Below are 24,991 nucleotides of genomic sequence, written 5' to 3' on the forward strand. Positions count from 1 at the left end.
TAGCCTGGCTTGCTATAATTACGAAAGCATCTCAATTATTTTTGACCACTTTAAGGGCCCACGGAAGAGCTGGATAAAATGTTACCAGACAGTCAAATGCCAAAAGTGTCGATCTCACAAACCAGAGGCGCCGGATAAAACAAACCTACTCTTTATGAATTGATATACAGCGCTTCAAATTAATTATACACGCATGAAATTAAAGGAAAGCATTCTGCCAATTGCCAAAAAATTACTTTATATTCGCACACCTAATTAGTTATCAAAATAATAATGTCAAAAATCAAATTAAGCGACGATTTAGAAAAGTTTAGTTATTCATTGGGTTTAAGTATCTCTGCAAACCTTATCCAGTCGGGAGTTAAAACCATTCACCCCGATGCATTTGTAGCAGCATTAAAAGATGTTTTCACAGGTGAGAAACCACAGATTTCGCCCGAGGAAGCCAACCAGATTCTGGAATCTTTTGTTGCACAGTCGCAAGCCGGAGAAAACAACAAAAACCTGGAAGAAGGACAGGCTTTTCTTGCTGAAAATGCCAGGAAAAGCGGAGTGGTTGTGCTGCCAAGCGGCTTGCAATACGAAGTGATGAAAGAAGGTGAAGGCGAAATTCCAACTTCCAGCGACCAGGTAAAGTGTCACTACCACGGCACCCTGATTGACGGCACTGTTTTCGACAGCTCGGTACAACGTAACCAGCCGGCAGTATTCCCGGTTAACGGCGTGATCCAGGGATGGGTAGAAGCACTTCAGTTGATGTCGGTCGGATCGAAATGGAAACTTTTCATCCCATCGGAACTGGCTTACGGACCTCGTGGTGCAGGCGGTGCCATTGGCCCGAATTCCACCTTGGTTTTCGAAGTGGAACTACTCGAGATTATGTAATTTGATTGTCCTTGACATTCGTGGTTTAGATCAAACATAAAATTTAATAGAAATGAAAAATGCAATTCTTTTTGTAGCGGTCGTAGCAATGATGATCGCAGCAACATCTTGCCAACCTGGCGGTGCGCCTGATGTAAAACTTGAAACCCGTGTTGACTCAGCAAGTTATGCCATTGGTGTACTGGTGGGTGCCAACAACAAAAAACAACTGGAAGGAGCTCCCGGTGGTAAGGAAATGAATATCGAAGCAATGGCTCAGGCTTTCCGTTCTTCTTCATTGGGAGAAGAAGTTAAAATTTCGGAAGAAGATGCCAATGCACTGATTCAGAAATTCTTTATGGAAGAAAACGACCGTGAAGCTCAGGAAAACCTGGAAGCCGGTAACAAATTCCTCGAAGAAAACGGTAAACGCGAAGGCGTAACAACTACCGAAAGTGGCTTGCAATACGAAGTACTGACTGAAGGAAGTGGTGAAAAACCAGCTGCTACTGATCAGGTGCGCGTACATTACCACGGAACCTTAATCGATGGTACTGTTTTCGACAGCTCAGTTGATCGCGGTGAACCAACAGTATTTGGTGTTAACCGGGTTATTCCGGGTTGGACAGAAGCCCTTGAACTGATGCCGGTTGGATCAAAATGGAAAGTTTACATTCCTGCAGAACTTGCTTATGGCGAACGCGGTGCAGGTGCCAATATTGGCCCGAATTCGGCACTTGTTTTCGAAGTTGAATTACTCGAAATTGTAAAAGACGACAACAAATAAGATTCCCGTTTGGGAAATCATGTTGATAAAAACCCTTTGTCTCGTTCAGGCAAAGGGTTTCTTTTTTATATTTTTGGGCCTCATCAACAAGAAAGGATAAAATGGCATTAAGCGTAAAAGGAAAAGTAGATCAGATTTTAAAGCCTGAATCGGGAGTGAGCCGTGCAGGAAAAGAATGGAAGAAACAGGAATTCGTACTGGAAACGGAAGAGCAATATCCCCGGAAAGTGTGTTTCACGCTGTTTGGTGAAAAAGTGGACCTGTTGAACGGGTTGAATGCAGGCGAAAGTGTGGAGGTTTCCTTTAACGTTGAATCGCGCGAATTTAACGGGCGCTGGTTTACCAACGTAAATGCATGGAAAATTGACCGCGCAACCGACGATCAGAACTTCCCGGAACCACCACCGGAGTTCAGAATGCAAGATATCCCGCCGGAGCCGGGAGACGATGCGGCAGGTGATCTGCCGTTCTAATAGGAAAGAATTATTCCAATACAATAAAAAGCCGGAGGTTTCAAAAACTTCCGGCTTTCTTATCTTAATATGTATCGGTTTAAGCTTTGTCTATACCCATCCTCTTATCCTTCCCTGCAAGCACTACCCTCTATAAACATCTTTTTATGAGATTTGAAGAAAATACGAAAGATTCGTAATAAGAAACATGGAATAAAGAATAAAAAGTTTCCGATCCTTTTTTATTCGTTATTCCTTATTATTTATTTCTTATTCTCCAGCTTTTTTAGGTAAACGAGCTTTAAAATTAAGACCCTTTTATTTCTGCTGATTCGTCTGAATCATGGTTGTTTTATTCGTTTCAGGAACTAATTACCCCCGGGTAAACACAGGCTTTCCGGGCTTTGACAAACGCGGATTAAAAACATAGCCTTCCGAATCAAAAGCCTGCAAATCTTCCACTTTCTCCACCTTGTTTTCAATGATAAAACGCGTCATTAAACCCCGGGCTTTCTTCGCAAAAAAGGAGATCATTTTGTACTCACCGTTTTTCATATCCTTAAACTCCGGCGTAACAATCTCGGCTCCCAGTTTTTTCGGGTCGATGCTTTTGTAATACTCGTTCGACGCCAGGTTGATCAATACCTGGCTGCCCGATTCTGCAATCGCTTCCTTTATTTTGGGCGTGATTTTGCTTTTCCAGAACGCATACAAATCATCCGAACGCAGGTATTTCAGCTTGGTCCCCATTTCCAGACGATAAGGCTGAATGAGGTCGAGCGGGCGCAACACCCCGTACAAACCGGAAAGAATGCGCAGCTTGTTTTGCAGCAACATCAACTGATCTTCGGTAAGCGAAGGCGCATCCAGTCCCTGGTACACATCGCCGTTAAACGCCAGTATTGCCTGTTTGGCATTTTCGGGCGTAAAAGGCGGTTGCCAGGTTTGGTTACGCTCGTAGTTCAGTTGCCCCAGGGCAGCCGAAATCCCCATCAACTCCGAAAGTTGTTTGGGTTTCATTTTCCGTAACCGACTCATTAGCTTTTCCGATTCGTCCAGCATGTCGGGCCGGGTAAAAGTTGCTGTAGTGGGGGCGGTTTCAAAGTCCAGCGATTTGGCCGGAGATATTACTATTAACATGACAGTATAGCTGATTATTTGTTTCCAAAATTAACAGGAAAAACACAGGAAAGTTTAAAAGACCGTCAATAGTATCCGCGAAAATTCAGGGACGATTGTTTCGAAGGCACAATCTGGGTGAGTTTGAATATTATAACTACATTCTGTTGTTTTTGAGAGACTTTCAGAAGAAGAAAGAACGAGCATATCGTAATGGACAGCTCGTTCTTCCGTTGTATCTAGTGGCCTTTTTTGCTGACAAGGTTCAGTCGCTCCAAAGCAACGGTGCTTTTCAGGCTACCAAATACTACCGTTACCTTCTTCCCTTTCATCTCCAGCACAAGTCCCGGAGCGGTTTGGCCTTCCAGGCAAACGGTATCTCCCTTTTCGATTACGGCATTGATTATTGGCGGCTTATCTTCTGCCGCTTTATTTGTTTGGACAGGACTGACTTCTGAAACAACAACCGGACTATCCACCTGTTGTTTTACTTCTTTCCGCCTGGCTTCCCAATAAAGCTTATCGCGGGCAATCGACTGCAAGAAATTATCCATGTTGATAAAATCGTCCCCTATTTTGGCCGACGAATCTACAATAATATCTTCCGGTAAGCCAATTCGCCGGGCTACTTCAATGGCAAACGAACTTCCCGGATTACCAATGGAAAGCCGGTACAGCGGCTGCATTCGTTCCGCATCGTAAAGCATTGCCCCGTTGATAATCCCATCGGTTTCGTAGGCAAAGTGTTTCAGGTTTTGAAAGTGCGTGGTAATCACGCCAAAGCTGTGCTTCCGGTTGAAGCGGTCGAGCAGGGTTTCGGCAATCGCTCCCCCAATCTGAGGTTCTGTTCCACTGCCAAACTCATCAATCAGAATCAGTGTTTGGGCGGTACAGTTTTCCACAAAGAACTTCATGCTGCCCAAATGCGAAGTATAGGTACTAAGACTGTTCTCGATGCTTTGCCCGTCGCCAATGTCCATAAAAATATGTTCAAATATTCCGGCCCGCGAATCTTTGCTTACCGGGATAAGAAGCCCGCATTGCAGCATGTATTGCAACAAGGCCACGGTTTTTAAACAAAGCGACTTTCCGCCGGCATTTGCGCCCGAAACAATCAACAGGCGGTCTTTGGCATTCAGGCTGATATCCAGCGGCAAGGCCTGCTTGTTTTGCTGCCGGAGCGCAATGTTCAGCAAAGGATGAACCGCGTGGCTCCATTCCACCTGCTGGCGGTCTTCAAAAACAGGTTTAACCCCGTTAATGCGGGATGCAAACAAAGCCTTGGCACGTGTAAAGTCAATCTCCCCCAAAAAGCTGTACGACTTCAACAATTTGGGGATATGCGGCCTTACCTGGTCGGTAAAAACAGTCAGTATTTTGATGACTTCCCTGCGCTCGTCGGTTTCCAGTTCACGCAAACGACGATTGGCTTCGGCCACCGCTTCGGGTTCAATGTAAACGGTTTTGCCACTGCCCGAATCATCGTGCACCACTCCTTTTATTTTGCGTTTGTTGGAGGCACTCACGGGAATTACAATGCGGCCGTCGCGCATGGTCGATTGAATATCGCGGCTGATATGCCCTGCTGTTTGCGCATCGCGAATAGCCTTTTGCATGTTGCGCGTAACCGCCTTGGTGGCTTCGGCTTTGTCTTTGCGAATATCGGCCAGCCGCCGCGAGGCATTGTCTTTCACCTGGCCCGATTTGTCGAGAATAGAACCGGCCCGCTCTACCAACGAAGGGAACACCTGTATTTTTGCGGCCATTGCCGTAAGCGCCGGATAGCGGGGCTTGCCTGCCTTGGTGACGGCCTTCTGTAAAAAGTCGACTATTTGGTTCACCGTCTGGAGAGAGTTCATCAAGTCGGCTATCTCATTTTCATAAAACCAACGTGTAACATCGCCTGCAACCTTTTGCAAGGGAGTACGCGCATCGATAAAAAAGTCAGAAGGAAAATCTTCTTTGTTTCCAACAATTTGCAGTAACTCGTCGGTTTGTGTCAACCATCGGTTAATGCTTGAATAATCTGTTGAAAAAGCCATAGAGGCAACCCATTCTTCTCCAAGCGGGCATAAACATTTCTCGGTAATGTACTGGCGGATTTCTTCAATGCCAGTTTTTTGTTCAAAATTATCCGGGTAAATCATCTTCTCTTAAAATGATACGATACCAGCCGTCAGCCTTCAGTATACTGACAGACCAATATACAGTTAATAAAAAGTATTACTAATAACTGGAGATTTCCCATATTCCGACCCGGCGCAATCCTGCACCACCGGCACCTCACTGATCAGAGATGCGAACTCGCAATATGGTATTTACACGGAAGCAAAATTCATAAAAAGATGTATCTGTTTTTTCTGACGCAAATGTAAAAACATTTTACAATAAACCAGCCCTTTCCTTCCGCATCGGCAACAAATGCATCCATCCGGCTAAATCCACACCACAATTTCAATTTCATTCCCGGCCGCAATGTGCTCCTTTTTTCTGATTTCGGCCTTTAACGGCAGGATATAGGTATTCTGTTTGGTATCGAACCAAACGGCCGTTTTCCATTCGCTGTTTCCGATCTGTGCAGTGGCCTTTAACCTTCCCCATCCTTCCTCTTCGCGTCCGAATATACTTCTGATCTCTTTGGCCAATCCGGCAGGGAAAGAGACAAAAAACCAACCACCCGGCGCCCCGTATTGCCAGGGCTCCGCCTTAAACGTGTATTTAACTCCTTTTATTTGCATAGCAGAAAGAAGGTACATTATTCCTTATCTAATCCAACCTGCGTTTTCCAGTCTATTTCAAGTTCACGGATGTCCTTTTTATAAATCAGTTCGAACATCATCTCATTCCCGACATGATTTGAATTGGATAATGACCGGTATAACTTCAGAAACTTCTCCTCTCCAAATTGAGTAATCAAATACTCCACAAACGACGCTGATTGGCAATATTCCAAAAAGCTATTTCTTTTTTGTCCGATTTCGTCGTATAAAAGCAAAGCCGGGAGCTTTACCAACTCCTTTTTCTCATTCAGCATTAAAAGGATTTCATTTATACTTTTTGCCGGGTAACCGGTTAATCTTGAAAAAGCCTTGTCTCCGTACAACTGGGAAAGATAAACGGCCGTGCCCTCATCAATCAATGCCGGAGGCTGATTAATCGCGTATCCCAGCACATGAGCTAACTCATGGTAAGGGTCCAAACGTATGGAATCGTTAAATACTTCCACAATGGTGTTGTCGAAGCCCCAACCCAATCCTTTGTGGCCGGTTATTTTATACTTTAATTGCTCGCTCCCGAAAAGAAAAATATTTATTGACAGATCAACCTTCATCTTAAAAAAGTACGAGATCTCCCGGTAAGCCAATTCCCTTTCCTTTAATGTTTCCTGCCGGATTTCTGCGGAAAGGTGGCCTTTCACCGAGTACAATGTAAAATGCTCAGAAGCAATGGAAGTAAAAAGTGAATCTTTGTTTAAAAGCCATTCTCTCTCTTGTCCGTAGTGAATAAACGGAAGTAAGATCAGTAGGACAGCTACTAGTATTCCTTTTCTCATGGAAAGATTTTACGCGACATCTAACGTGTTAATACATCTGCTTATTTAAATTCTTCATCTATTTCTTTCAACATTTTCTCAAGTTCATCAATTCTGTCAGAAAGACTATCCATAAAAACCTCTGCGTCACTATTGTTAAATAAATTACTTTCCTTAATCCACCCATCCATTCGTTCGACAATGTAGTCTACTCGTCTAATCACATCTTCTAAACCCTGTAATGCAGAAATTTTTCCATAACGCTTTTCTATTTCTTTTTTAACTGAGTCAATTGTAGATTGTATTATTGAAAAATTCATCTCTGCCAAAGGGTAGCTGTTATAAATTCCCTCGTAAACTTTACTAATGGAATATCCAATACCGTTTGTTAAATCACTTATTTTACTGTTACTAAACTGTTTTTTGTGGCCTTCGTATTCCTTTTCCATAAGTTCAACTACATTATCTAAAATCTCGATTACACTTTTCTCTTGCTTTTCTCTTAGTTCTTGAATCTGGACATCTCGAAAAAGATGTTTATTCAAATCAGAGTAATGCGACATTAACTTAAAATTCCCTTTAGATATCGAATATCTGGCGATAAAATGAAATGATTTATCTTTACCTCTCTTTGTAGGATGTCCTATCGAATCATTTCTTAATTCTCTTACCTGATGAATATCTGGATAATCCTTCCTCCAATCAATTGGCTTATTAAATAAAGCCTCAGATAAATGATTGATAGCATCTTGCTGTAGAAACAATGCTTGTAATAGTCCATACAAAAATAGATATCCTCCATTATTAGATGAAAATGGAGGCAAAGCAAAAAAGTCATCAATTGCAATCTGAGTATCTCCTATAACATCCATAGAAGCACATAATTTATTCCATTTGGCTTTATCTTCTATGAGGGATTGTAGTTTCCATGGATTATTTACCAAATCACGAATTCTCTTTTCTCTTTGTTCAACTGCATTCATCTACATTGGCATTAACGTATCTAAAACTATATGTTATAATTCAAACAATTTCTTATGATCGTGCTTTATATCTATGTATTTCGGGCTCTGAAGACTTCTTCCAGTGGCTAAAGCTGAGCTCAAGGTTTTCGTTTTACTTGTTTTAACAGTAATTGCTACCGAACTAAAAATAAACATAATTTTCCGTTTCTGGCTGAAGAGGCTGGAATAGAATTCACCCCGGAAAAGGGAAACCAACGTAAGCGCGGGTAAACGATCCGTAGGTCAACAAACAAACGGAGAGGGCATAAGAATCGCTTTTCTGAGGTTTAACACGGACAACGGCTCGTCGGAACAATTTTTCATGCTTTGTCTGATGGACATGAGGTGAAAAATCATTTTTTCACTACTTGTCTGGCTGACGAGAGGTGACAAATCAGTTTTTCATGCTTTGTCTGACAGACACGGGCTGACCGAACAGTTTTTCATCCTTTGTCTGATGGACATGAGGTGAAAAATCAGTTTTTCACTACTTATCTGGCTGACGAGAGGTGACAAATCATTTTTTCATGCTTTGTCTGACAGACACGGGCTGACCGAACAGTTTTTCATCCTTTGTCTGATGGACACGAGGTAAAAAATCATTTTTTCACGGCTTGTCTGGCTGACGAGAGGTGGCAAATCAGTTTTTCATGCTTTGTCTGGCTGACATGGGCTGACCGAACAATTTTTCATGCTATTGTCGCGGACAAAAGCCTCACCAAACGGTTTTTCATGTTATTGACACGGTCAACGAGCTGTCTAAACAATTTTTCATGTCATTGACACGGTCAACGAGCTGTCCAAGCAATTTTTCATGCCATTGACACGGTCAACGAGCTGTCCAAACAATTTTTCATGTCATTGACACGGTCAACGAGCTGTCCAAGCAATTTTTCATGCCATTGACACGGTCAAAAGCTTGTCTGATGATTTTTTCGGATGGCTTAATACGCAACATGGAATAAGGAATAAGAAATCAGGAAATATGGGCTTAAAATATTCCGTTTTCGACCCTTTTTTATTCGTTATTTCTTATTCTCTGGCTTTTCAGATTTGTGCATAGAAGGTAGCTTTTACGGGGTTTCCGGCTACTCATAAATCCTGACGCCGCGCGACGAAAACGAAACGCCCTGTTCGCCGTAGGTAGAAATCATCACCGCCTCGAACAAGGGTGGATTCTTTTGGTCGCGAATGGCCCAGTCGAACACAAAATTGGCGCCCGATCCTCCTTCGCTGTCGTCTTCGGCAATCACAATCTCGATGGTCTCCATGGGCTGCACATAAACGGGCTTTTTGAAGTATTCCCTTATTTTGTCGCCTTTGGTATTGTAGTAATCTCCGTGCACAATAAAAATGGTGTCAGACAACGAAACGTTTCGAATGCTGACGGTAACCGTCAGGTCGTAGGTGCGGTGTTCGTGCACGTGGTAAATGTGCGAGTAGATGGGCAGATAGGTTTTGCCGTACTCCAGGCTGTCGGCCGGAGGCAACAAGGTCTCGCGGTCGGAAGTCTTAAAATCCTTTGGTTTCGAAGCTTTCTCCCGCTCACAGGAGGTAAGCAGTAACACAGCGGCCAAACAGGTAAGCAGGAGTCTCATAGGATAACTTTTTAAGTTAAAACGATGCGTTTCCTACAAATCTACTAAATCCGGTACTGAAAAGGACCAAAATCCATCAGAAAAAAAATGTTCTTTATCGGCCTAGCCCAATGCTACATCGAGCAGCATCATGGTGGCAAAACCGATGATGGCTCCCACGGTGGAAAGGTCGGTTTCGTTGCCTGACTGCGACTCGGGAATCAGTTCTTCCACCACCACAAAGATCATTGCACCGGCAGCAAACGAAAGTGCGTAAGGCAGCAAAGGCTCCATGGTTAAAACCAGGTAAGCCCCCAGCACACCGGCAATGGGTTCCACCACTCCCGACATTTGTCCGTAGTTAAAGGCTTTTAAACGCGAAAAACCTTCGCGCCGCAAAGGGATGGAAACCGCAGCACCTTCGGGGAAGTTTTGCAAACCGATACCAATCGCCAGCGCAATGGCTCCGGCCAGCATTCCGGCATCGGGGTTGTTGGCAAGTGCGCCAAAAGCCACACCCACCGCCAGTCCTTCGGGAATGTTGTGCAAGGTGATGGCCAGCACCAGCAACACGCTTCGTTTCCACGAAGTTTCAATTCCTTCGGCTTTTTCACGGGGTTGCCCCAGGTGAAGGTGAGGAAGAATTTTATCGACCGCCAGCAAAAAAGCTCCACCGGCCAAAAACCCCACTACGGCGGGTACCCACGGCACCAGGCCGCTGGCTTCTGCCATTTGAATGGCGGGGTTTAGCAGCGACCAGAAACTGGCAGCAATCATTACCCCCGATGCAAAACCCAGCATCGAGTTCAGCACTTTCCGCTTAATTGATTTAAAAAAGAACACCATGCCGGCTCCCAAAGCTGTCAGGAACCAGGTAAAAAGCGTCGCTCCGAGCGCCAGTATCACGGGATTATAATCCAGGAGTTTTTCGATCCACATATTCAAAACGTATTATTGTTACACCTAAGGGTATGATTCCAGTTTAGCTGTTTTGCTGCAAGGCGGAAATGGCTTGTTGCAGCGCGGCTCTGTCCTGCCCCGACAGCCCTTCTGCTTTCAGTGCATCAGAATACAACTTTATGGCACCGCTTTTATTTCCGTCCTTCAAATAAATATCGGCCAGAAACTGAACGTTTCTTAAATCGCCGGGATTCAGGGCAAGTGCTTTCTTCAGGTTATTGACCGCTGCTGCTTTTTGTCCGTTTTGCAGCTGGTAGAATGCCAGGGTATAAACGATGCTGCCATCCTCCGGACTGATCTTGTGTGCCTTTTCGGCATATTCCACGGCCTGTTTCAGGTCGCCGCGCTGAGCCACAATCACACTCAGGTTTTTGGCGGCTACGGCCTGTCCTGCCGGGTTGGCTTCCAGTGCAGCTTTCAGTGCCTGTTCAGCTTCGTCCATTCGTCCCTGCTCGGCCATCAAAAGCCCCAGGTTCAGGTTGGCCGCTTCGTTGCGGGGGTCGAATTTAATTACGTTGCGCAGGTTCTCTTCTGCTTTTGCCGGGTTGCCCACATAAGAATAGAGCACACTGCTGTTGATCAAAGGCAAAATGGATTCGGGATACAAACGGGTGGCCGTTTCATAGGCTCCCAATGCCGACTGTACATCTCCTTTATTCTGATGATAGAGCCCGAGATTGTAGTGGTTGCTCCAGTTGTCGAGCCGCGATGTCATCGAGGTTACATACTCTTTCTCGGCAGCGGCAATTATATTTTTCTGATCGGCGCTAAACAGGTCTTCCGGAAAAGTGAGAATGGCATTTGCCGCCTGTATGCGCACCAAACGAATATCATCCTGACAAGCTTTCAGAAGCGCATTTTTTGTTTCGTCGCTTACAATTCCGCCCAAGCCGTAAGCTGCCGACGAACGTACCAGTTCCGACGGATTGCCTAGCGCATCCATCAACACTGCTGCTTTTGATTCATCGGGGTAATTGTTCAACAGGCGCACCAGTGAGTTGGCCACCACATCGTCGGTTTCGGGATTGCGAATCAGTGCGAACATCTTGTCCACATTCTTCCATTCCAGTTCGCGGGCCTCCTTGATCAACTGTGCCCATTTCAGTGTTTCTTCCTGGTAATTACCGTTGGGACGGGCTTTTACGATTTTATTGGCCCACTCGGGCGATTTATCTTTATGACACTGGTTGCAGGCGTTGGGCGATCCGAACCGGATGGTAGCCTCGGGCATGGGCGGGCGGAACGAGTGATCGCTGCGCAGGAAATGCCCCACAAATTCGCGCTTGGGCATGTGGCAGCTTAAACAGGTTAAACCGGCCTCGGCCTTGTGTCCCGTATGCGCTTCCAGGTCTTCGTTGCGATTGTTGTGGCATTTCAGACAAGCCTGGTTGGGGTTGTCTTTGTTGCGGTCGCGCCCGCTGGATGTGTGGCACGAAACACAGTGCAATTCACTTTTTTCGGTACATGAATTCATCATCCAGCCTGTGAGCGTATAGTTTTCACCTAAATCGCGCCCGTCGGGATAAAAGTCACGGTCTTCGAGCGTGGTCACGTTGTAATTGTCAAAAAACTTATCGCCCGGCATGTAGCTCGGGGTAATGGGTTGCATTTTTGAATGGCAGGTAGCACAAGCATCGTTGTTCTGCTCTTTTGTAAACACCGATGTGCTGATCAGCCCCAACTCTTTGGCTTTCTCCCCTTCTTTCAGGTTCTTGAAAATACGAATGTGTTCGCCTGCCGGCCCGTGACAGGTTTCACAGTTGATTCCGGGTTCTTTCCAGGTAGTGTGGTAGGTGTCGGTTTCCAAATCGAAGTTGGTACTTAGCTGACTGATATGACAGCTGTAACACCCGGTATTAAACGCAAACTGGTCGTCTTTCCAGGGCAGAGCCTCATCTGCGGGAGAATTGTCGTTAAAATGACGAACGCCCGACTCAGGATAGTTGAACCACTTCTTTGCATTGGCATCATAAGCCAAAGGAATATTCTGAAGTTTGCCTTTTTCAAACGGCGTCAGAAAACAGTATACATTGTGTCCGCCCATGGCCCAGAGTATGTCGTAGGTAGTAACCAATTCCTTGCCCTTGCGCTCGTACATTACCATGGTCGAATCTTTAAACTCCACCTGAAACAGGTTCCCTTCCACAGCAATCGGTTCGCTGTTGGGCAAGCGGTGCTTGGCCATGAATTCGGCATTGACAGGCATCATCGCCTGCGCATGGTACGACGGCGACCACAGCTCGTAGAACTTTTCGTGGCATTCTTTACAACTCTGCGAGCCTACAAATTCTCCATCAGGATTTGGTTGCGCACCTCTTTGGGTGCATGAGAAAAGGGTGAATACAGTGATTACCCCCACTATCCAATTTTGCCGGTTCATTCTTCTCTTTTTGGTTTCTGACACAGCAAATATTGTAATTTATTGCGTAAGAATGAATTTAATTAGCTCCCTTTCTGTCTGACAGACAGATTTGTTCTTATCAAATTGAAACTCCGAACGGGATCATTTCCAGTACTCTATCCGTGGATTCTTTTTTACCTTCTCCTTGTATTCATCAATAAAATGCTGATTGAGTGAATCACTGTCCTCGTATTGAGTGCGTAATTCTTCCAACTCTTTATGAAGGGTTTCCTTGACAGAATCATAGGCCGGGTCGTTGTAAACATTTTTCATTTCCAGGGGATCTTTGGTCAAATCAAACAGTTCCCATTCATCGATGTCGTAATAGAAATGAATCAGTTTGTAATTGTCGGTGGTTATTCCGTAATGGCGCATAACGTTGTGTTCCGACGGATGTTCGTAATAATGGTAATAGTGCGCCTTCCGCCAGTCGGCCGGGGTCTCCCCTTTTAAAACCGGCAACATGCTTCGTCCCTGCATTTCTTCCGGAATCTCTGCCCCGGCAATGTCAATCAGTGTTTCTCCAAAATCGAGGTTGGATACCATGTCGTTGTTCACCGTTCCCGGCTCAATTACGCCCGGCCAGCTGATCAACAAGGGCGTACGCAGCGATTCTTTGTACATCCAGCGTTTGTCGAACCAGCCGTGCTCACCTAAATAAAATCCCTGGTCAGAAGAATAAATCACGATAGTGTTTTTATCCAAACCGCTTTCCTTTAAATAGTCGAGCACCTTCCCGACACTTTTATCCACCGAAGCAATACAGGCCAGGTAATCGCGCATGTAACGCTGGTATTTAAACCGTACCAGGTCTTCGCCCGTCGGGTTTGTTTGTTTGAATTCTTCGTAGATGGGCCCGTACACTGCCTGCCATTGTTTCTGTTGCTCGGCGTTTAATCCGCCCCTTGGCTGATCGCTTAATTTCAAATCGTAAACAGGCATCATCGTTTGAGCAATCGACATGTTGTTTAAGGCGGCAGCTTTCCGGTCTCCTTCGTAATCATCAAAAAGAGTCGGAGGTTCCGGGAAGGTCACATCTTCATACATACCCAGTTCGTTGGGTCCCGGCTCCCACGAACGATGGGGTGCCTTGTGCCACATCATTACCATAAACGGCTGCGTTGAATCTTTCATGCCTTGCATCCACTCAATCGTTTTATCGGTGATGATTTCGGTTGTATAACCTTCCATCTTGTACTCACCCGACTGGTTGATAAACATGGGATTGTAATACTTTCCCTGCCCGGGCAGAATATCAAAATAATCGAAGCCGGAAGGAGTTCCGCCTAAATGGAGTTTCCCAATCACAGCGGTTTTATAGCCCGTTTGCTGAAGCACTTTTGTAAAAGTTTGCTGGCTAAAATCGAACTTCGATCCGCCTGTATTATCCACAAATCCGTTTCTATGGCTGTACCTGCCGCTCAAAATAGTTGCCCGCGAAGGGCCGCAAATCGAGTTGGTAACCATGCACTGGTTGAACAGCATTCCCCCGCTGGCCAAACGATCAATGTTGGGCGTAGGAGCCAACTCCGCCAGCGGACCGCCATAAGCACTTATGGCCTGAAACGCGTGATCGTCACTCATGATAAAAACGATATTGGGGCGTTGCGCTGACTGCTTTTCGGTCACCGGATTACAGGCAGTAAAAACAACACTGATCAGCAACACGAAATAGCTTGACTTCAATGACAATAAAACAGACTTCATTTGATTAAATTTTTTGGATTCAACTTTATTGGCACTTTCCAATAAGGTTCCATTCTTATAAAATATTTCTTTTCTCCATTCGGGTAAATGATCCAATCATTTACAAAAGACAATCCTTGATGCGTTACAAATTTATTACTTATTCTAATCCGGCGGTTTCTTTGCTGATCTTATTTTGAATCGATTCGTACCGCTGCCTTACTTCTTCCGGCACGGTTTTATATTCCGAAATACCCACCGGGTTCTCCAATTCTTCAGGGTCGTTCGCGTGTTCGTTATGGAACATGACACTTCGTTTATTGAAATATTTTAACCGATCGTGTCCGGAAATAATTTAAATTCAATACTTTTATGTAAAGCAACAGAAATGAAACAAGCATGTAATTCATGCCCAAGAGGATGATTATCCGTCAACTGACGGGTTATCTTAGATAATTTACAATTATAAACAGATGAAAGTAGGAATTTTAAGAGAAGGTAAAACTCCCCCCGATAAAAGAGTACCCTTAACCCCGGAACAATGCCTGGAAGTAATGGAGAAATTTCCATCGGTAAAAGTGGTGGTTCAACCCAGTCCTATCCGTAGTTTTAAGGATGATAACTATACCAGCATCGGCATTGAACTACAGGAAGATTTGAGCGACTGCGACGTCCTGCTAGGTGTGAAAGAAGTGCGTATCCAGGATTTTATTCCCGGAAAGATCTACTTGTTTTTCTCGCACACCATCAAAAAACAAGCCTACAACCGGAAGTTGCTGCAAACGGTTTTGGAAAAGAACATCCAGCTGGTGGATTACGAAGTGCTGACCAATAAAGAAGGTTTCCGCATCATTGGTTTCGGGCGATTTGCCGGATTGGTAGGTGTCTACAACGGGCTGCGGGCTTTCGGCTTACGAAATAATATTTTCAACTTAAAACCGGCGCACCAGTGTCACGACCTTGCAGAAATGCTGCAAATACTCGACGGCATCCAACTGCCCCCGGTTAAAATAGCGGTTACCGGAGACGGAAGAGTGGCGGGCGGCGTTCTGGAAATACTGAACCACATGAACATCGTCCGGGTTACTCCAGCCAGTTTTTTGAGCGAAACAGATCCCAAGGAGGCGATTTACACCCAGCTGCTTCCGAATAATTATGCCCAAAGAAAAGACGGAGAAGCATTTGAGTTGATGCACTTTTTCAACCATCCGGAAATGTATGAAAATGCATTCGAAGCCTACACAAAAGCTACCGATCTGCTGATTGCCGCTGCTTACTGGGATCCAAAAGCACCGGTACTCTTTACGGCAGAAGATGCCCGGTCCGAAGATTTCCGAATCAGCGTTATCTCCGATATTACCTGCGACATCGAAGGTTCCATTCCTTCCACCAAACGGGCTTCCTTGATCGACGATCCGTTTTACGATTACAATCCGGAAACAGGCGAGCTGGAAGCAGCGTTTTCTAATCCACGAAATATTTCGGTACAGGCGGTTGACAACCTGCCCTGCGAATTACCCAAAGACGCCTCGCTCGACTTTGGAAGAAACCTGATCGACAAAGTGTTCCCAAGCCTGTTTGGAGAAGATATCGATGGTATCGTTCAACGAGCTTCGATTACGAAAGGCGGGAAACTAACCGAGCGATTTGCTTATTTACAGGATTTTGCGGAGGGGAAGTGAGTCAAAGTTATTGGTAGAGTTTGATAGTGATTTATTGCAATGGGTTGTTGACTTATGAATCGTCAAAGTTGTCAGTCACAGTCTCAGTGTACAGTCTTCTTTTGGGGAGCTTGCAATTTGGCAATTCCGCAATTTAGCAGTTTGCTATTAACGCATTTATCCATTACTCAATCCTTTAACAAATCAGTCCTTCAATCCATCTCCCCTTCAGTCCCTAATAAAAAAACGCCGATCCATCCGTCGATTGACGGACAGACCGGCGTCAGTTCTCACTCTTCCTTGACCGGATTGTTATGCACAATCCTATTTTATCAGTTCTACACTTCGTTTTACAAATTTGTCGAGGTCGGCACCTTTTAGCAAACCGTTGGCCAGCAATGCCAGGTCAACCATTTGTTTGGCCAGTTTATTGCTTTTGCCAAATTCAGTCAGCTGCCCTCTCTTTTCTTCTTCCAGTTTCACCAGCTCACTGTTCAATGTGTCCAGCTTTTCTTTGTCAGCCTGCGGAATTTCTTCGTCTTTTTTGCCTTCTTTGGCTTTCTCCAACTCTGCAATCTCGTCTTTTTTCACCGCAAGAGAAGCAGTGAGTTCCTCCAGGTTTTTGCCCAGTTTCTTGTCCTTGGCATCCAGCACCGTCTTCACCAACGGATGCGAAGTATTCACCACCAGACTTAGGTTTTCCGGCATATCGCCATAGAAGTTCATTCCTCCCTGCATCGCGCTCATGTCCTTCATCCGGCGCATAAACTCGTTACGGGTAATCACCATTGGCGATCCGCTTTCTCCCAAATCCTTGAAGTCAACGATAAAAGAATAATCAGTAGCTTCGGGACAAACTGCCTGGAAGATCGGTGACAATTCCTGTTTCTGCTCCCACGAAAGCTCTTCCTTGGCTGAATCTTCTTTTCGGATCAGGTGCTCCACCACATCCGAGTCAACACGCACAAAACGTTTGTCGGTGTATTGCTGCTCAAACTTATTGATCAGGTGAGGAGTCAGCACATCATCCAGCACCAGCACATCGTACCCTTTGTTTTTGGCCTCTTCCACAAAGGTATACTGCTCTGTAACATTGGTGGTGTACAAATAAATGGTGTTGTTATCCTTGTCGGTCTGGTTCTCTTTTACCAGTTTCTCGTATTCTTCCCAGGTGAAGTATTTGTTCTCCGCATTTTTCAGCAGGAAGAAATTCATGGCCCGGTCGTGGAATTTTTCTTCGGTGAGCATGCCGTATTCGATAAAGATCTTCAGATCGTCCCATTTCTTTTCGAAGTCTTCGCGGTTGTCTTTGAACAACTGGTGTAAACGGTCGGCCACTTTTTTATTGATATGGCTGCTGATCTTTTTCACGTTTGAATCGCTCTGCAAATACGAACGCGAAACGTTCAGCGGAATATCCGGAGAATCGATCACACCGTGCAAAAGTGTCAGAAATTCGGGAACAATGCCTTCCACCGAATCGGTCACAAAAACCTGGTTGCAATACAACTGGATTTTATTTTTTTGAACCTCAAAGTTGCTTTTGATTTTTGGGAAGTAAAGAATCCCGGTGAGGTTAAACGGATAATCCACATTCAGGTGAATGTTGAACAAAGGCTCTTCGCCAAAGGGGTACAGCTGACGATAGAAGTTTTTGTAGTCTTCGTCTTTCAGATCAGCAGGTGCTTTTGTCCAGGCCGGTGTTGTATCGTTTACCTGGTTGTCTTCCTCCGTATCTACCTGCTGACCGTCTTTCCAGTCTTTTTTCTTTCCGAAAACCACCGGAATCGGCAGAAACTTACAGTACTTATTCAGAATCTCTGAAATTTTCTGATCATCCAGGAAGCCTTTCTCCTCTTCACTGATGTGCATCACGATGTCGGTACCTACGCCATCTTTTTCAACTTCTTCGAGCGTGTATTCTGGGCTTCCGGTACAGCTCCACTTCACTGCTTTTGCCCCGTCTTTATACGATTTGGTGATGACATCCACCTTTTCGGAAACCATGAATGAGCTGTAAAAACCCAATCCAAAATGACCGATAATGGCATGGGCGTCTTCTTTGTATTTATCCAAAAACTCGTTGGCTCCCGAGAAAGCGATCTGGTTGATGTACTTTTCCACTTCTTCGGCTGTCATACCGATACCTTTGTCAGAAACGGTGATGGTTTTTGCGTCTTTGTCGAGTTTTACAACCACTTTTGCTCCGCTCAAATCGCCGCTGTACTCACCTTTCGATGCCAGTGTTTTTAGCTTTTGAGTTGCATCAACGGCGTTCGAAACAATCTCGCGTAAAAAAATGTCGTGGTCAGAATAAAGAAATTTTTTGATTACCGGAAACAGATTTTCGCTGGTAACTCCAATTTTTCCTGTCTGCATATTCAATATATTTTTATGTTATTTTTTCTGTTCGAGGGGCAAAAAGTCAAACCCTGTGCCAACCGGTCTTTTAGTGACGAATTGACAGCAGCACTTTTAGAAATCAGACAGAATGGTATAGAATTGATTTCATCTATTCAGCTCTTTATTCTAATTTTGAACTATTCACTTCATCAAATGGAACTGGTTTTAAAATTAAACAAGAAACAGTTGAAGATCTTTACGGATCTGGCGGATAAACTGAACATCAAACACTTTGTTGTGAATGATCAAGAGGAAGATGCCGCGATGTACCGTGCTATGCAGGACGGCGACCAGAATATTTTGGAAGATCCCGATTTAACCGACTTTGAGAATTGGCTCAAAGAATGAAAACGCTCTATACCAAATAATTCGAAAAAGATGTAAGGAAATACCCTGAATACAGAACTCAGGTTCTTGAGGTAATCAGGCGTTTTAAGGATGCTTCCTCTCTTGATGAACTTTCAAACATAAAAAAACTTCAGTCTGAAGGAAAAAGATTTTCGGCTTAGGCTTGGAAACTTTCGTTTGGGCTTTTCTGTCGTCGATGAAACCATCGTTTTTAAACGATTTCTCCATCGGAAAGATATCTACAAATATTTCCCATAAAGGCTGGATCTGATCCTTACCTTTAAAATTTTATGACATTTCCCCTTTTTTTTATTCCGCCAAAGTCGCTTATTTTGCGTCACTTATGATTTATCAGGAAAGCATGCTGGAGAAGTATTTCGAAAAGTTCAGGAAAAATATTGTTGGGATCGACCAGGAATTTGAAACGCCTTACGGTAACAAGAAAATTGTTTATGGCGACTGGATCGCCAGCGGAAGGTTGTACCAACCTATTGAAGACCGAATCACCAACGATCTTGGGCCGTTTGTTGGAAATACACACACCGAAACCAGCGAAACAGGCATTCGGATGACGCATGCTTACCACCTTTCACACAAACTGATCAAACAACACGTAAACGCCTGTCCCGATGATGTGATTCTCACCGCAGGTTTTGGGATGACTGCCGTTATTAATAAATTCCAGCGAATTCTCGGGCTGAAATACTGCGGTAAAATAGGCGGTAAAAGTTGTATCGCCGAACGCGAGCGGCCCGTGGTATTTATCACGCACATGGAACATCACTCCAACCAAACATCGTGGTACGAAACCAGTGCCGATGTGGTGGTGGTTGAGCCCGGAGAAGGCCTGCTGATAAATACCGACAACCTCCGGAAAGCACTGGAGCAGTACAAAGACAGAACGTTTAAGATCGGATCGTTCACAGCCTGCTCCAACGTAACCGGTGTTCGCACGCCCTACCACGAAATGGCCAGAATAATGCACGAATACGGCGGGGTTTGTTTTATTGATTTTGCTGCGTCGGCTCCTTACGACGAAATAAATATGCACCCCGAAGATCCGATGGAAAAACTGGATGCGGTTATGTTTTCGCCCCATAAATTCCTGGGTGGACCGGGTTCTTCCGGCGTGATTGTTTTTGATGCATCGATGTACAAAAACGAAGTGCCCGATCAGCCGGGTGGAGGAACGGTTGACTGGACCAATCCGTGGGGAAAGTATAAATATGTCGACGACATTGAAGCCCGGGAAGACGGCGGAACTCCGGGATTCCTTCAATCAATCCGCACCGCGCTGTGTTTCGAGTTGAAAGACAAAATGGGCGTGGACAATATCCGCCAACGCGAAGAAGAATTACTCGAAAGAGCTTTTGCCGGGCTGGATAAAATACCGGGCCTGAATATCCTTGCCAACAATGTTCGCGACCGGCTGGGTGTAATCTCCTTTTATGTGGAGGGAATTCACTACAACCTGTTGGTACGCCTGTTGAACGATCTATACGGAATCCAAACCCGTGGTGGCTGTGCCTGTGCCGGAACCTACGGGCATTTCCTGCTCGAAGTATCGTATGAAAAATCGGAGGAGATAACAGATAAGATCAGCCATGGCGACCTTTCTGAGAAACCGGGCTGGGTGCGCTGGTCGTTACACCCAACAATGACCGATGCAGAAGTTGATTTAATGATGGAAGCATTGGCCGACATTGTTTCGAACATTGGAGAATACCAGAAAGACTATCAGTACCTGAACCGTAAGAATCTGTACATGCACAAAGACGATCAGGGCGATGATGAACTGATGCAAAGATGGTTTACGCTGGATTAAGCGTTTTTATGCAGTCATGGTTTGTTCCGAAGAAAAGCGGAATAGCAATCACAAACTTTCAATAAATTACATATTCCGATTCTTGCAAAGCATCGCTTTTGTATCTTTATCGCTATGTCAAAAAAATACAACACCGGCTTGGTACTTAGCGGCGGCGGAACCAGAGGATTCGCCCATATAGGTGTAATTGCCGCCCTCAACGACCTGGGTATAAAACCCGATGTTATATCAGGAGTAAGCGCGGGTGCAATTGCAGGCGCTTTTATTGCTGCCGGAACACCCCCCGAACGGATCGTGGAAATCTTTAAAAAAGGCTGGTTCTTTCAATATACCAAAATTCATATTCCGGTGGATGGACTCTTAAAACTGGATGGACTTAAAGAGATCATCGAGAAAGAGATTGACGTGAAAAAGATCGAAGATTTAGAAGTGCCTTTTTTTGTGGGAGTTTCAAACCTCAACAAAGGTACGGTTGAATATAAAAACAAGGGGCCGCTTGGAAAAACGGTGCTGGCTTCATCATCTATTCCGGTATTATTTGCCCCGGTAACGCTTGGACGCGATTTATACGTGGATGGCGGGCTGGTAGACAATGTCCCGATTGAGCCGATAAAAAACGACTGCGAACAAATCATCGTTTCCAACATTAGCCCCATTAACCCAAAAGCCAAACTGAAAAACCTCGTCCAGATTGCCACGCGCACAGTTTACATGAGCGTAAATGCCAAAATTGAAGAGATAAAAAAACAGGCTACTTATTACATTGAACCCCGCGGCATTGATGAATACGATATCTTTCTTCGGAAACACGCCGACGAACTTTACGAAATGGGTTACAAAGCCACTAAAAAAGCGTTTCAATAAAACGAAGAATGAAAGCAGATTTATTGTAGAATGCTGACCCTTTCTCCTGTCTTTCCCTTACGCAAGGGAAAGACGATCAGTCTCAAAAAGAAACAATAGTCGCAATACTTGATTTTGATCTGCTTTGAACTACTTGACAGTCATCCTTCCTTACTTGTAGAGAAGGATAAGAGGATGGGTATAAATGAAAATGTACTATTACCTTTTTATTTAAACAGGTTTTCGTCACGAATGATCATCAGTATGGCCGAATGCGGAACAATGATGTACTTCTCGTTGTTAAACTCAATTTCGTGCCCGCTTTTGTTTAAATAAATGGCCAGGTCGCCAATATGCGTTTGCAACGGAACGTATTTAACCGTCTCCTTGCTTTCCTTCCACACTTCGTCTTCTTCACTCACTGCCGGGATCGGGTATCCAGGCCCTACTTTCACAATATAACCACTTTGTACCTGCTCGTTTTCCTGCACAGTGGGCGGCAAATACAAGCCCGATTTTGTTTTTCCGCTGCGATTCTTCGGCTTTACCAAAACCCTGTCGCCAACCATTATAAATTTTTCGAGATCCTTTTCTTCAATTACTAATGACATATTCTTTCCTTTTTCAATCAAATAAATAAAATTATTCCGATTCCGAATAACAAAAATTCTCTTCGCCAATTGATTTTACGGGTATAAAAATAGCAAAGAATCAAAAAACACCATGTATTTCCCCTAATCATGAAAAAAAAAAACGAAATTACACAAACCAAATAAACCACTAAAATACAAGCAGTTAAAACAAAACACTGAAAATACTTTAAACTTTTACACTACTATGTATTGCATGGTATTATCTTTTATTTATATATTTGCAATACAATGTTCAATGTTTAGTACAGTACATTTTTAAAAAAAGTTCTAAAAATTTGTAACGAAACAAAAACTTGATCGTCTTAATAGCAGAAAACAAAAAAACAAGCAAAGCAAGAAACAAGAAAACAAGAAGCAGGAGGAAAGAGTCATGAAAACAAGAAACAATGTTCAGAAAGCAGTTACCAAAACAATGGCAGTCATCATGAGCCTGGTTTTATTAAGCATTACCGTAAACGCTCAGGAGTTTTGGAAAAACATTTTGAGAAACAACAGCTTTAGCCAAATAGCTTATGCAATGGCTGAAGAAAGCACTGAAGCAACTATTTACCCGACAGAAGCAGTAGTTGCCGATTACGCCGACATGGCTTCCCTTTTTGTAGCAGAAGCTGAACCTTCCCTTCAGGTGGAATCATGGATGTTAGATGTGAACAGATTTTCAGCTACCACTTCTATTCTAACAGAAACAGAAAGTGCACTTGAACTGGAAGACTGGATGGTAAACGAAAGTTTTTTCAGCAACACAGCCAGTTTGCTGACAGTGGACAAAGACACAGCATTGGAACTGGAAGGCTGGATGACCGACGAGGCAAACTTTAAAACCGGCACTTTGAAAGTGGAAAACGAAGTAGAAAGCAAACTGGAAGTAAAAGACTGGATGACAAACAACTTAGCCTGGAAATTTTAAACAGCGAATAACTCATTTTTTAACCGTTGTCTTTCGAAAGAGAGACAGCGGTTTTTTTATGCCAAATTTTCACCGATTAGATTTTATACCCATCCTCATATCCTTCCGTCTTACAGCTCCCCTTTTACTTACTCTTTTGGCTATTTGAATTTGAAGAAAATACAAATGATTTGAATAAGAAACATCGAATAAGGAATAAGAAATCAGGAAATAAAACTGATCGTCTCTCCATTCCTTAAGGGAGATACAGGAAAGTGGGTTAATAAAACAGAATCAAAAATACTTTGAAGGACGATCTACGTAATCGGATATTCGTTGTGAATATCGGTCAGTACTTCGCAACCGGTGGCGGTTACCAAAACCGTATGCTCAAACTGTGCCGACAGTTTATTATCGATGGTACGCGCTGTCCAGCCGTCATTCTTGTCGATGCTTGCCTTGGGTTTTCCCTGGTTGATCATCGGCTCAATGGTAAAAATCATTCCGGGTCGCATTTCCGGCCCTGAGTTACGGCGGGCAGCGTGGTCTACCTGTGGTTCTTCGTGAAAGTCGATGCCCACACCATGACCACAAAACTCATACACCACACTAAATCCCTGGGCTTTGGCATAACGGCTGATCACAAAACCAATGTTCCCGAAACGGTTCCCGGGTTTTACCTGCTCAATCCCCAGGTCAAGACAATGCAAGGTCACGTCAATCAGTTCGTCAGCATCTGAACTGATCTGTCCTACCGTAAACATTCTTGAGGTATCGCCATAATAACCATCCAGAATGGTGGTGATGTCAATGTTCAGGATATCTCCGGGTTTCAGAATTGTAGTTTTTGAAGGTATTCCGTGGCAAATAACATTGTTCAACGAAATGCAGCTCGATTTGGGATACCCGTTGTATCCTTTGGTCGCGGGAATAGCTCCATGGGAACGAATAAATTCTTCGATCTTGTCGTCAATAAACTCTGTGTTTACACCTTCTTTTACAAATTGCCCGGCATAATCCAGGGCCTGAGCAGCCAGTTTGGCACTTTTTCGGATGCCGTCGATCTGCTCCGGTGTTTTAATTACAATCTTTCCCATAAACCTTAAATATGCACGCAAAATTGAACATTTGTTACCGATTTTCAAAACCGAACAATAAATTTGCAAAAAAGTTTACCCGCCCATTAAGCTTGTGTAAACCGAATCGTTTGTATAAATCGAAAACCATGAGTACAATCGTCAATATTCACCGACAGGAACTGTCTACCAAATCGTATTTTGTAAACCGGTTCGCAGAACTGTCTACTTCCTATTTATTCTGGCAAATCCAGGAGATTGCCTGGGAACATGCCGAGATGCTGGGAGTGGGTTTTGAAAATCTTCAGCAGGATAAACAGTTTTGGGTACTGTCGCGCCTGCTGGTAAAAATTGACCGGCGTCCGCGGTGGGGCGAGAAATTCCGATTGGAAACATGGCCCGCCGGAACCGACGGGTTTTTAGCGCACCGCGATATTCGTTTTATTGACGAGAGCGGAACAACCATTATAAGGGCCACCACAAGCTGGCTGGTACTTGATCTGAAAACCAAACGTATTCTTCGTTTCGACAGTTTTAATAATTTTCCGTTTCACGACGAGCGGGTTTTTGATGGATTTGCCGGAAAGGTACCATCGCCAAAATCAGAAAAGGAGCTTGTATTTACGCCCGTACTCCTAAATGAAATCGACGTAAACCAGCATTTCAACAGTGGCCGCTACCTCGAACGGATCATTGACAGCTACGACTTTGATTTTCACGACAAAAACAGGCTGATAGAGTTTGAGATCAATTTTGCCAAGGAAGGTATTCCGGGTGATTTTCTGTCAGTAAAAAAGCAATTCACCGACGCTCAAAATCATCTTTGCAGTGTCGTCAGAGAAAGCGACGGGGCAGAATTAATCAGGGCTCGTTTGCTTTGGGCCTCGAGGTAACGACCGAAAGTTTGGCTTTAA

22 protein-coding genes are annotated in these 24,991 nt (G+C 44.3%); 9 read left to right on the plus strand and 13 right to left on the minus strand.

Translation table 11 applies throughout. From position 1 onward, the window contains the following. Positions 1 to 273: 273 nt before the first annotated feature. The 3 genes from bamJ (D1614_RS14565) to D1614_RS14575 all read left to right on the plus strand — a co-directional run bounded on the left by bamJ (D1614_RS14565) (position 274) and on the right by D1614_RS14575 (position 2,124). Positions 274 to 885, plus strand: a complete 612-nt coding sequence (bamJ, locus tag D1614_RS14565; RefSeq protein ID WP_119438695.1) for a BamJ family beta-barrel-assembly machinery protein — start codon at positions 274 to 276, stop codon at positions 883 to 885. Positions 886 to 937: 52 nt separating this feature from the next. Next, complete coding sequence (gene bamJ / locus D1614_RS14570) at positions 938 to 1,651, plus strand: BamJ family beta-barrel-assembly machinery protein (RefSeq protein WP_119438696.1); 714 nt, start codon at positions 938 to 940, stop codon at positions 1,649 to 1,651. A 101-nt stretch (positions 1,652 to 1,752) separates the two neighbouring features. Beyond that, the gene (locus D1614_RS14575) at positions 1,753 to 2,124 is read left to right on the plus strand and encodes a DUF3127 domain-containing protein (protein WP_119438697.1); all 372 of its coding nucleotides are present in this window, start codon (positions 1,753 to 1,755) and stop codon (positions 2,122 to 2,124) included. Between the two features lie 351 nt (positions 2,125 to 2,475). Here D1614_RS14575 and yaaA read toward each other — a convergent pair whose 3' ends face one another. The 10 genes from yaaA to D1614_RS25665 all read right to left on the minus strand — a co-directional run bounded on the left by yaaA (position 2,476) and on the right by D1614_RS25665 (position 14,689). Beyond that, a complete protein-coding gene (yaaA, locus tag D1614_RS14580) occupies positions 2,476 to 3,243 on the minus strand; it encodes a peroxide stress protein YaaA (protein WP_119438698.1) in 768 nt (255 codons plus the stop codon). A gap of 218 nt (positions 3,244 to 3,461) precedes the next feature. Further along, a complete protein-coding gene (locus tag D1614_RS14585; protein ID WP_119438699.1) occupies positions 3,462 to 5,369 on the minus strand; it encodes an endonuclease MutS2 in 1,908 nt (635 codons plus the stop codon). Between the two features lie 288 nt (positions 5,370 to 5,657). Next, complete coding sequence (locus D1614_RS14590) at positions 5,658 to 5,978, minus strand: DUF1905 domain-containing protein (RefSeq protein WP_206610034.1); 321 nt, start codon at positions 5,976 to 5,978, stop codon at positions 5,658 to 5,660. Further along, positions 5,978 to 6,775, minus strand: a complete 798-nt coding sequence (locus D1614_RS14595; RefSeq protein ID WP_119438701.1) for a gluzincin family metallopeptidase — start codon at positions 6,773 to 6,775, stop codon at positions 5,978 to 5,980. Before D1614_RS14595 ends, D1614_RS14590 begins: the two co-directional genes overlap by 1 nt. A gap of 41 nt (positions 6,776 to 6,816) precedes the next feature. Next, entirely contained in the window at positions 6,817 to 7,737 is a 921-nt protein-coding gene (locus tag D1614_RS14600; RefSeq protein WP_119438702.1) for a hypothetical protein, read from the minus strand. Between the two features lie 1,109 nt (positions 7,738 to 8,846). Next, positions 8,847 to 9,356 (minus strand): DUF3124 domain-containing protein, encoded by a 510-nt coding sequence (locus D1614_RS14605; RefSeq protein WP_119438703.1) that lies wholly within the window; start codon positions 9,354 to 9,356, stop codon positions 8,847 to 8,849. Between the two features lie 102 nt (positions 9,357 to 9,458). Further along, complete coding sequence (locus D1614_RS14610) at positions 9,459 to 10,274, minus strand: ZIP family metal transporter (protein WP_119438704.1); 816 nt, start codon at positions 10,272 to 10,274, stop codon at positions 9,459 to 9,461. A gap of 43 nt (positions 10,275 to 10,317) precedes the next feature. Then, a complete protein-coding gene (locus tag D1614_RS14615) occupies positions 10,318 to 12,675 on the minus strand; it encodes an ammonia-forming cytochrome c nitrite reductase subunit c552 (protein WP_119438705.1) in 2,358 nt (785 codons plus the stop codon). A gap of 123 nt (positions 12,676 to 12,798) precedes the next feature. Next, positions 12,799 to 14,403, minus strand: coding sequence for a sulfatase family protein (locus D1614_RS14620; RefSeq protein WP_119438823.1), 1,605 nt, complete (start codon positions 14,401 to 14,403; stop codon positions 12,799 to 12,801). A 139-nt stretch (positions 14,404 to 14,542) separates the two neighbouring features. Beyond that, a complete protein-coding gene (locus D1614_RS25665) occupies positions 14,543 to 14,689 on the minus strand; it encodes a hypothetical protein (protein WP_155523339.1) in 147 nt (48 codons plus the stop codon). 166 nt (positions 14,690 to 14,855) lie between these two features. Between D1614_RS25665 and D1614_RS14625 the strand changes: the two genes are divergently transcribed. Next, positions 14,856 to 16,064, plus strand: coding sequence for an NAD(P)-dependent oxidoreductase (locus D1614_RS14625; RefSeq protein ID WP_119438706.1), 1,209 nt, complete (start codon positions 14,856 to 14,858; stop codon positions 16,062 to 16,064). Between the two features lie 303 nt (positions 16,065 to 16,367). Here D1614_RS14625 and htpG read toward each other — a convergent pair whose 3' ends face one another. Continuing rightward, on the minus strand, positions 16,368 to 18,422 hold the full coding sequence (htpG, locus tag D1614_RS14630) for a molecular chaperone HtpG (protein ID WP_119438707.1): 2,055 nt from the start codon (positions 18,420 to 18,422) through the stop codon (positions 16,368 to 16,370). 210 nt (positions 18,423 to 18,632) lie between these two features. Here htpG and D1614_RS25670 point away from each other — a divergent pair, with 210 nt between their 5' ends. From D1614_RS25670 to D1614_RS14645, 3 genes are all read left to right on the plus strand, one after another. Then, on the plus strand, positions 18,633 to 18,794 hold the full coding sequence (locus tag D1614_RS25670; protein ID WP_155523340.1) for a hypothetical protein: 162 nt from the start codon (positions 18,633 to 18,635) through the stop codon (positions 18,792 to 18,794). Positions 18,795 to 19,137: 343 nt separating this feature from the next. After that, positions 19,138 to 20,619 carry an aminotransferase class V-fold PLP-dependent enzyme gene (locus tag D1614_RS14640; protein WP_241558115.1) on the plus strand — a complete coding sequence of 494 codons (1,482 nt, stop codon included), beginning with the start codon at positions 19,138 to 19,140 and terminating at the stop codon, positions 20,617 to 20,619. Between the two features lie 114 nt (positions 20,620 to 20,733). Beyond that, a complete protein-coding gene (locus D1614_RS14645; RefSeq protein WP_119438709.1) occupies positions 20,734 to 21,483 on the plus strand; it encodes a patatin-like phospholipase family protein in 750 nt (249 codons plus the stop codon). 206 nt (positions 21,484 to 21,689) lie between these two features. On the opposite strand, the gene D1614_RS14650 is transcribed toward D1614_RS14645, so the two are convergent. Next, the gene (locus D1614_RS14650; protein ID WP_119438825.1) at positions 21,690 to 22,073 is read right to left on the minus strand and encodes a co-chaperone GroES; all 384 of its coding nucleotides are present in this window, start codon (positions 22,071 to 22,073) and stop codon (positions 21,690 to 21,692) included. A 412-nt stretch (positions 22,074 to 22,485) separates the two neighbouring features. On the opposite strand from D1614_RS14650, the gene D1614_RS14655 reads away from it, so the two are divergent. Further along, positions 22,486 to 23,022, plus strand: a complete 537-nt coding sequence (locus D1614_RS14655; protein WP_119438710.1) for a hypothetical protein — start codon at positions 22,486 to 22,488, stop codon at positions 23,020 to 23,022. Between the two features lie 296 nt (positions 23,023 to 23,318). Here D1614_RS14655 and map read toward each other — a convergent pair whose 3' ends face one another. Then, positions 23,319 to 24,098 (minus strand): type I methionyl aminopeptidase, encoded by a 780-nt coding sequence (map, locus tag D1614_RS14660; protein WP_119438711.1) that lies wholly within the window; start codon positions 24,096 to 24,098, stop codon positions 23,319 to 23,321. Between the two features lie 128 nt (positions 24,099 to 24,226). Between map and D1614_RS14665 the strand changes: the two genes are divergently transcribed. Then, positions 24,227 to 24,970, plus strand: a complete 744-nt coding sequence (locus tag D1614_RS14665) for an acyl-[acyl-carrier-protein] thioesterase (protein WP_147384233.1) — start codon at positions 24,227 to 24,229, stop codon at positions 24,968 to 24,970. Positions 24,971 to 24,991: the final 21 nt, after the last annotated feature.

This window comes from Maribellus luteus (assembly GCF_003576475.1).
In the GTDB taxonomy this organism is placed as follows: domain Bacteria; phylum Bacteroidota; class Bacteroidia; order Bacteroidales; family Prolixibacteraceae; genus Draconibacterium; species Draconibacterium luteum.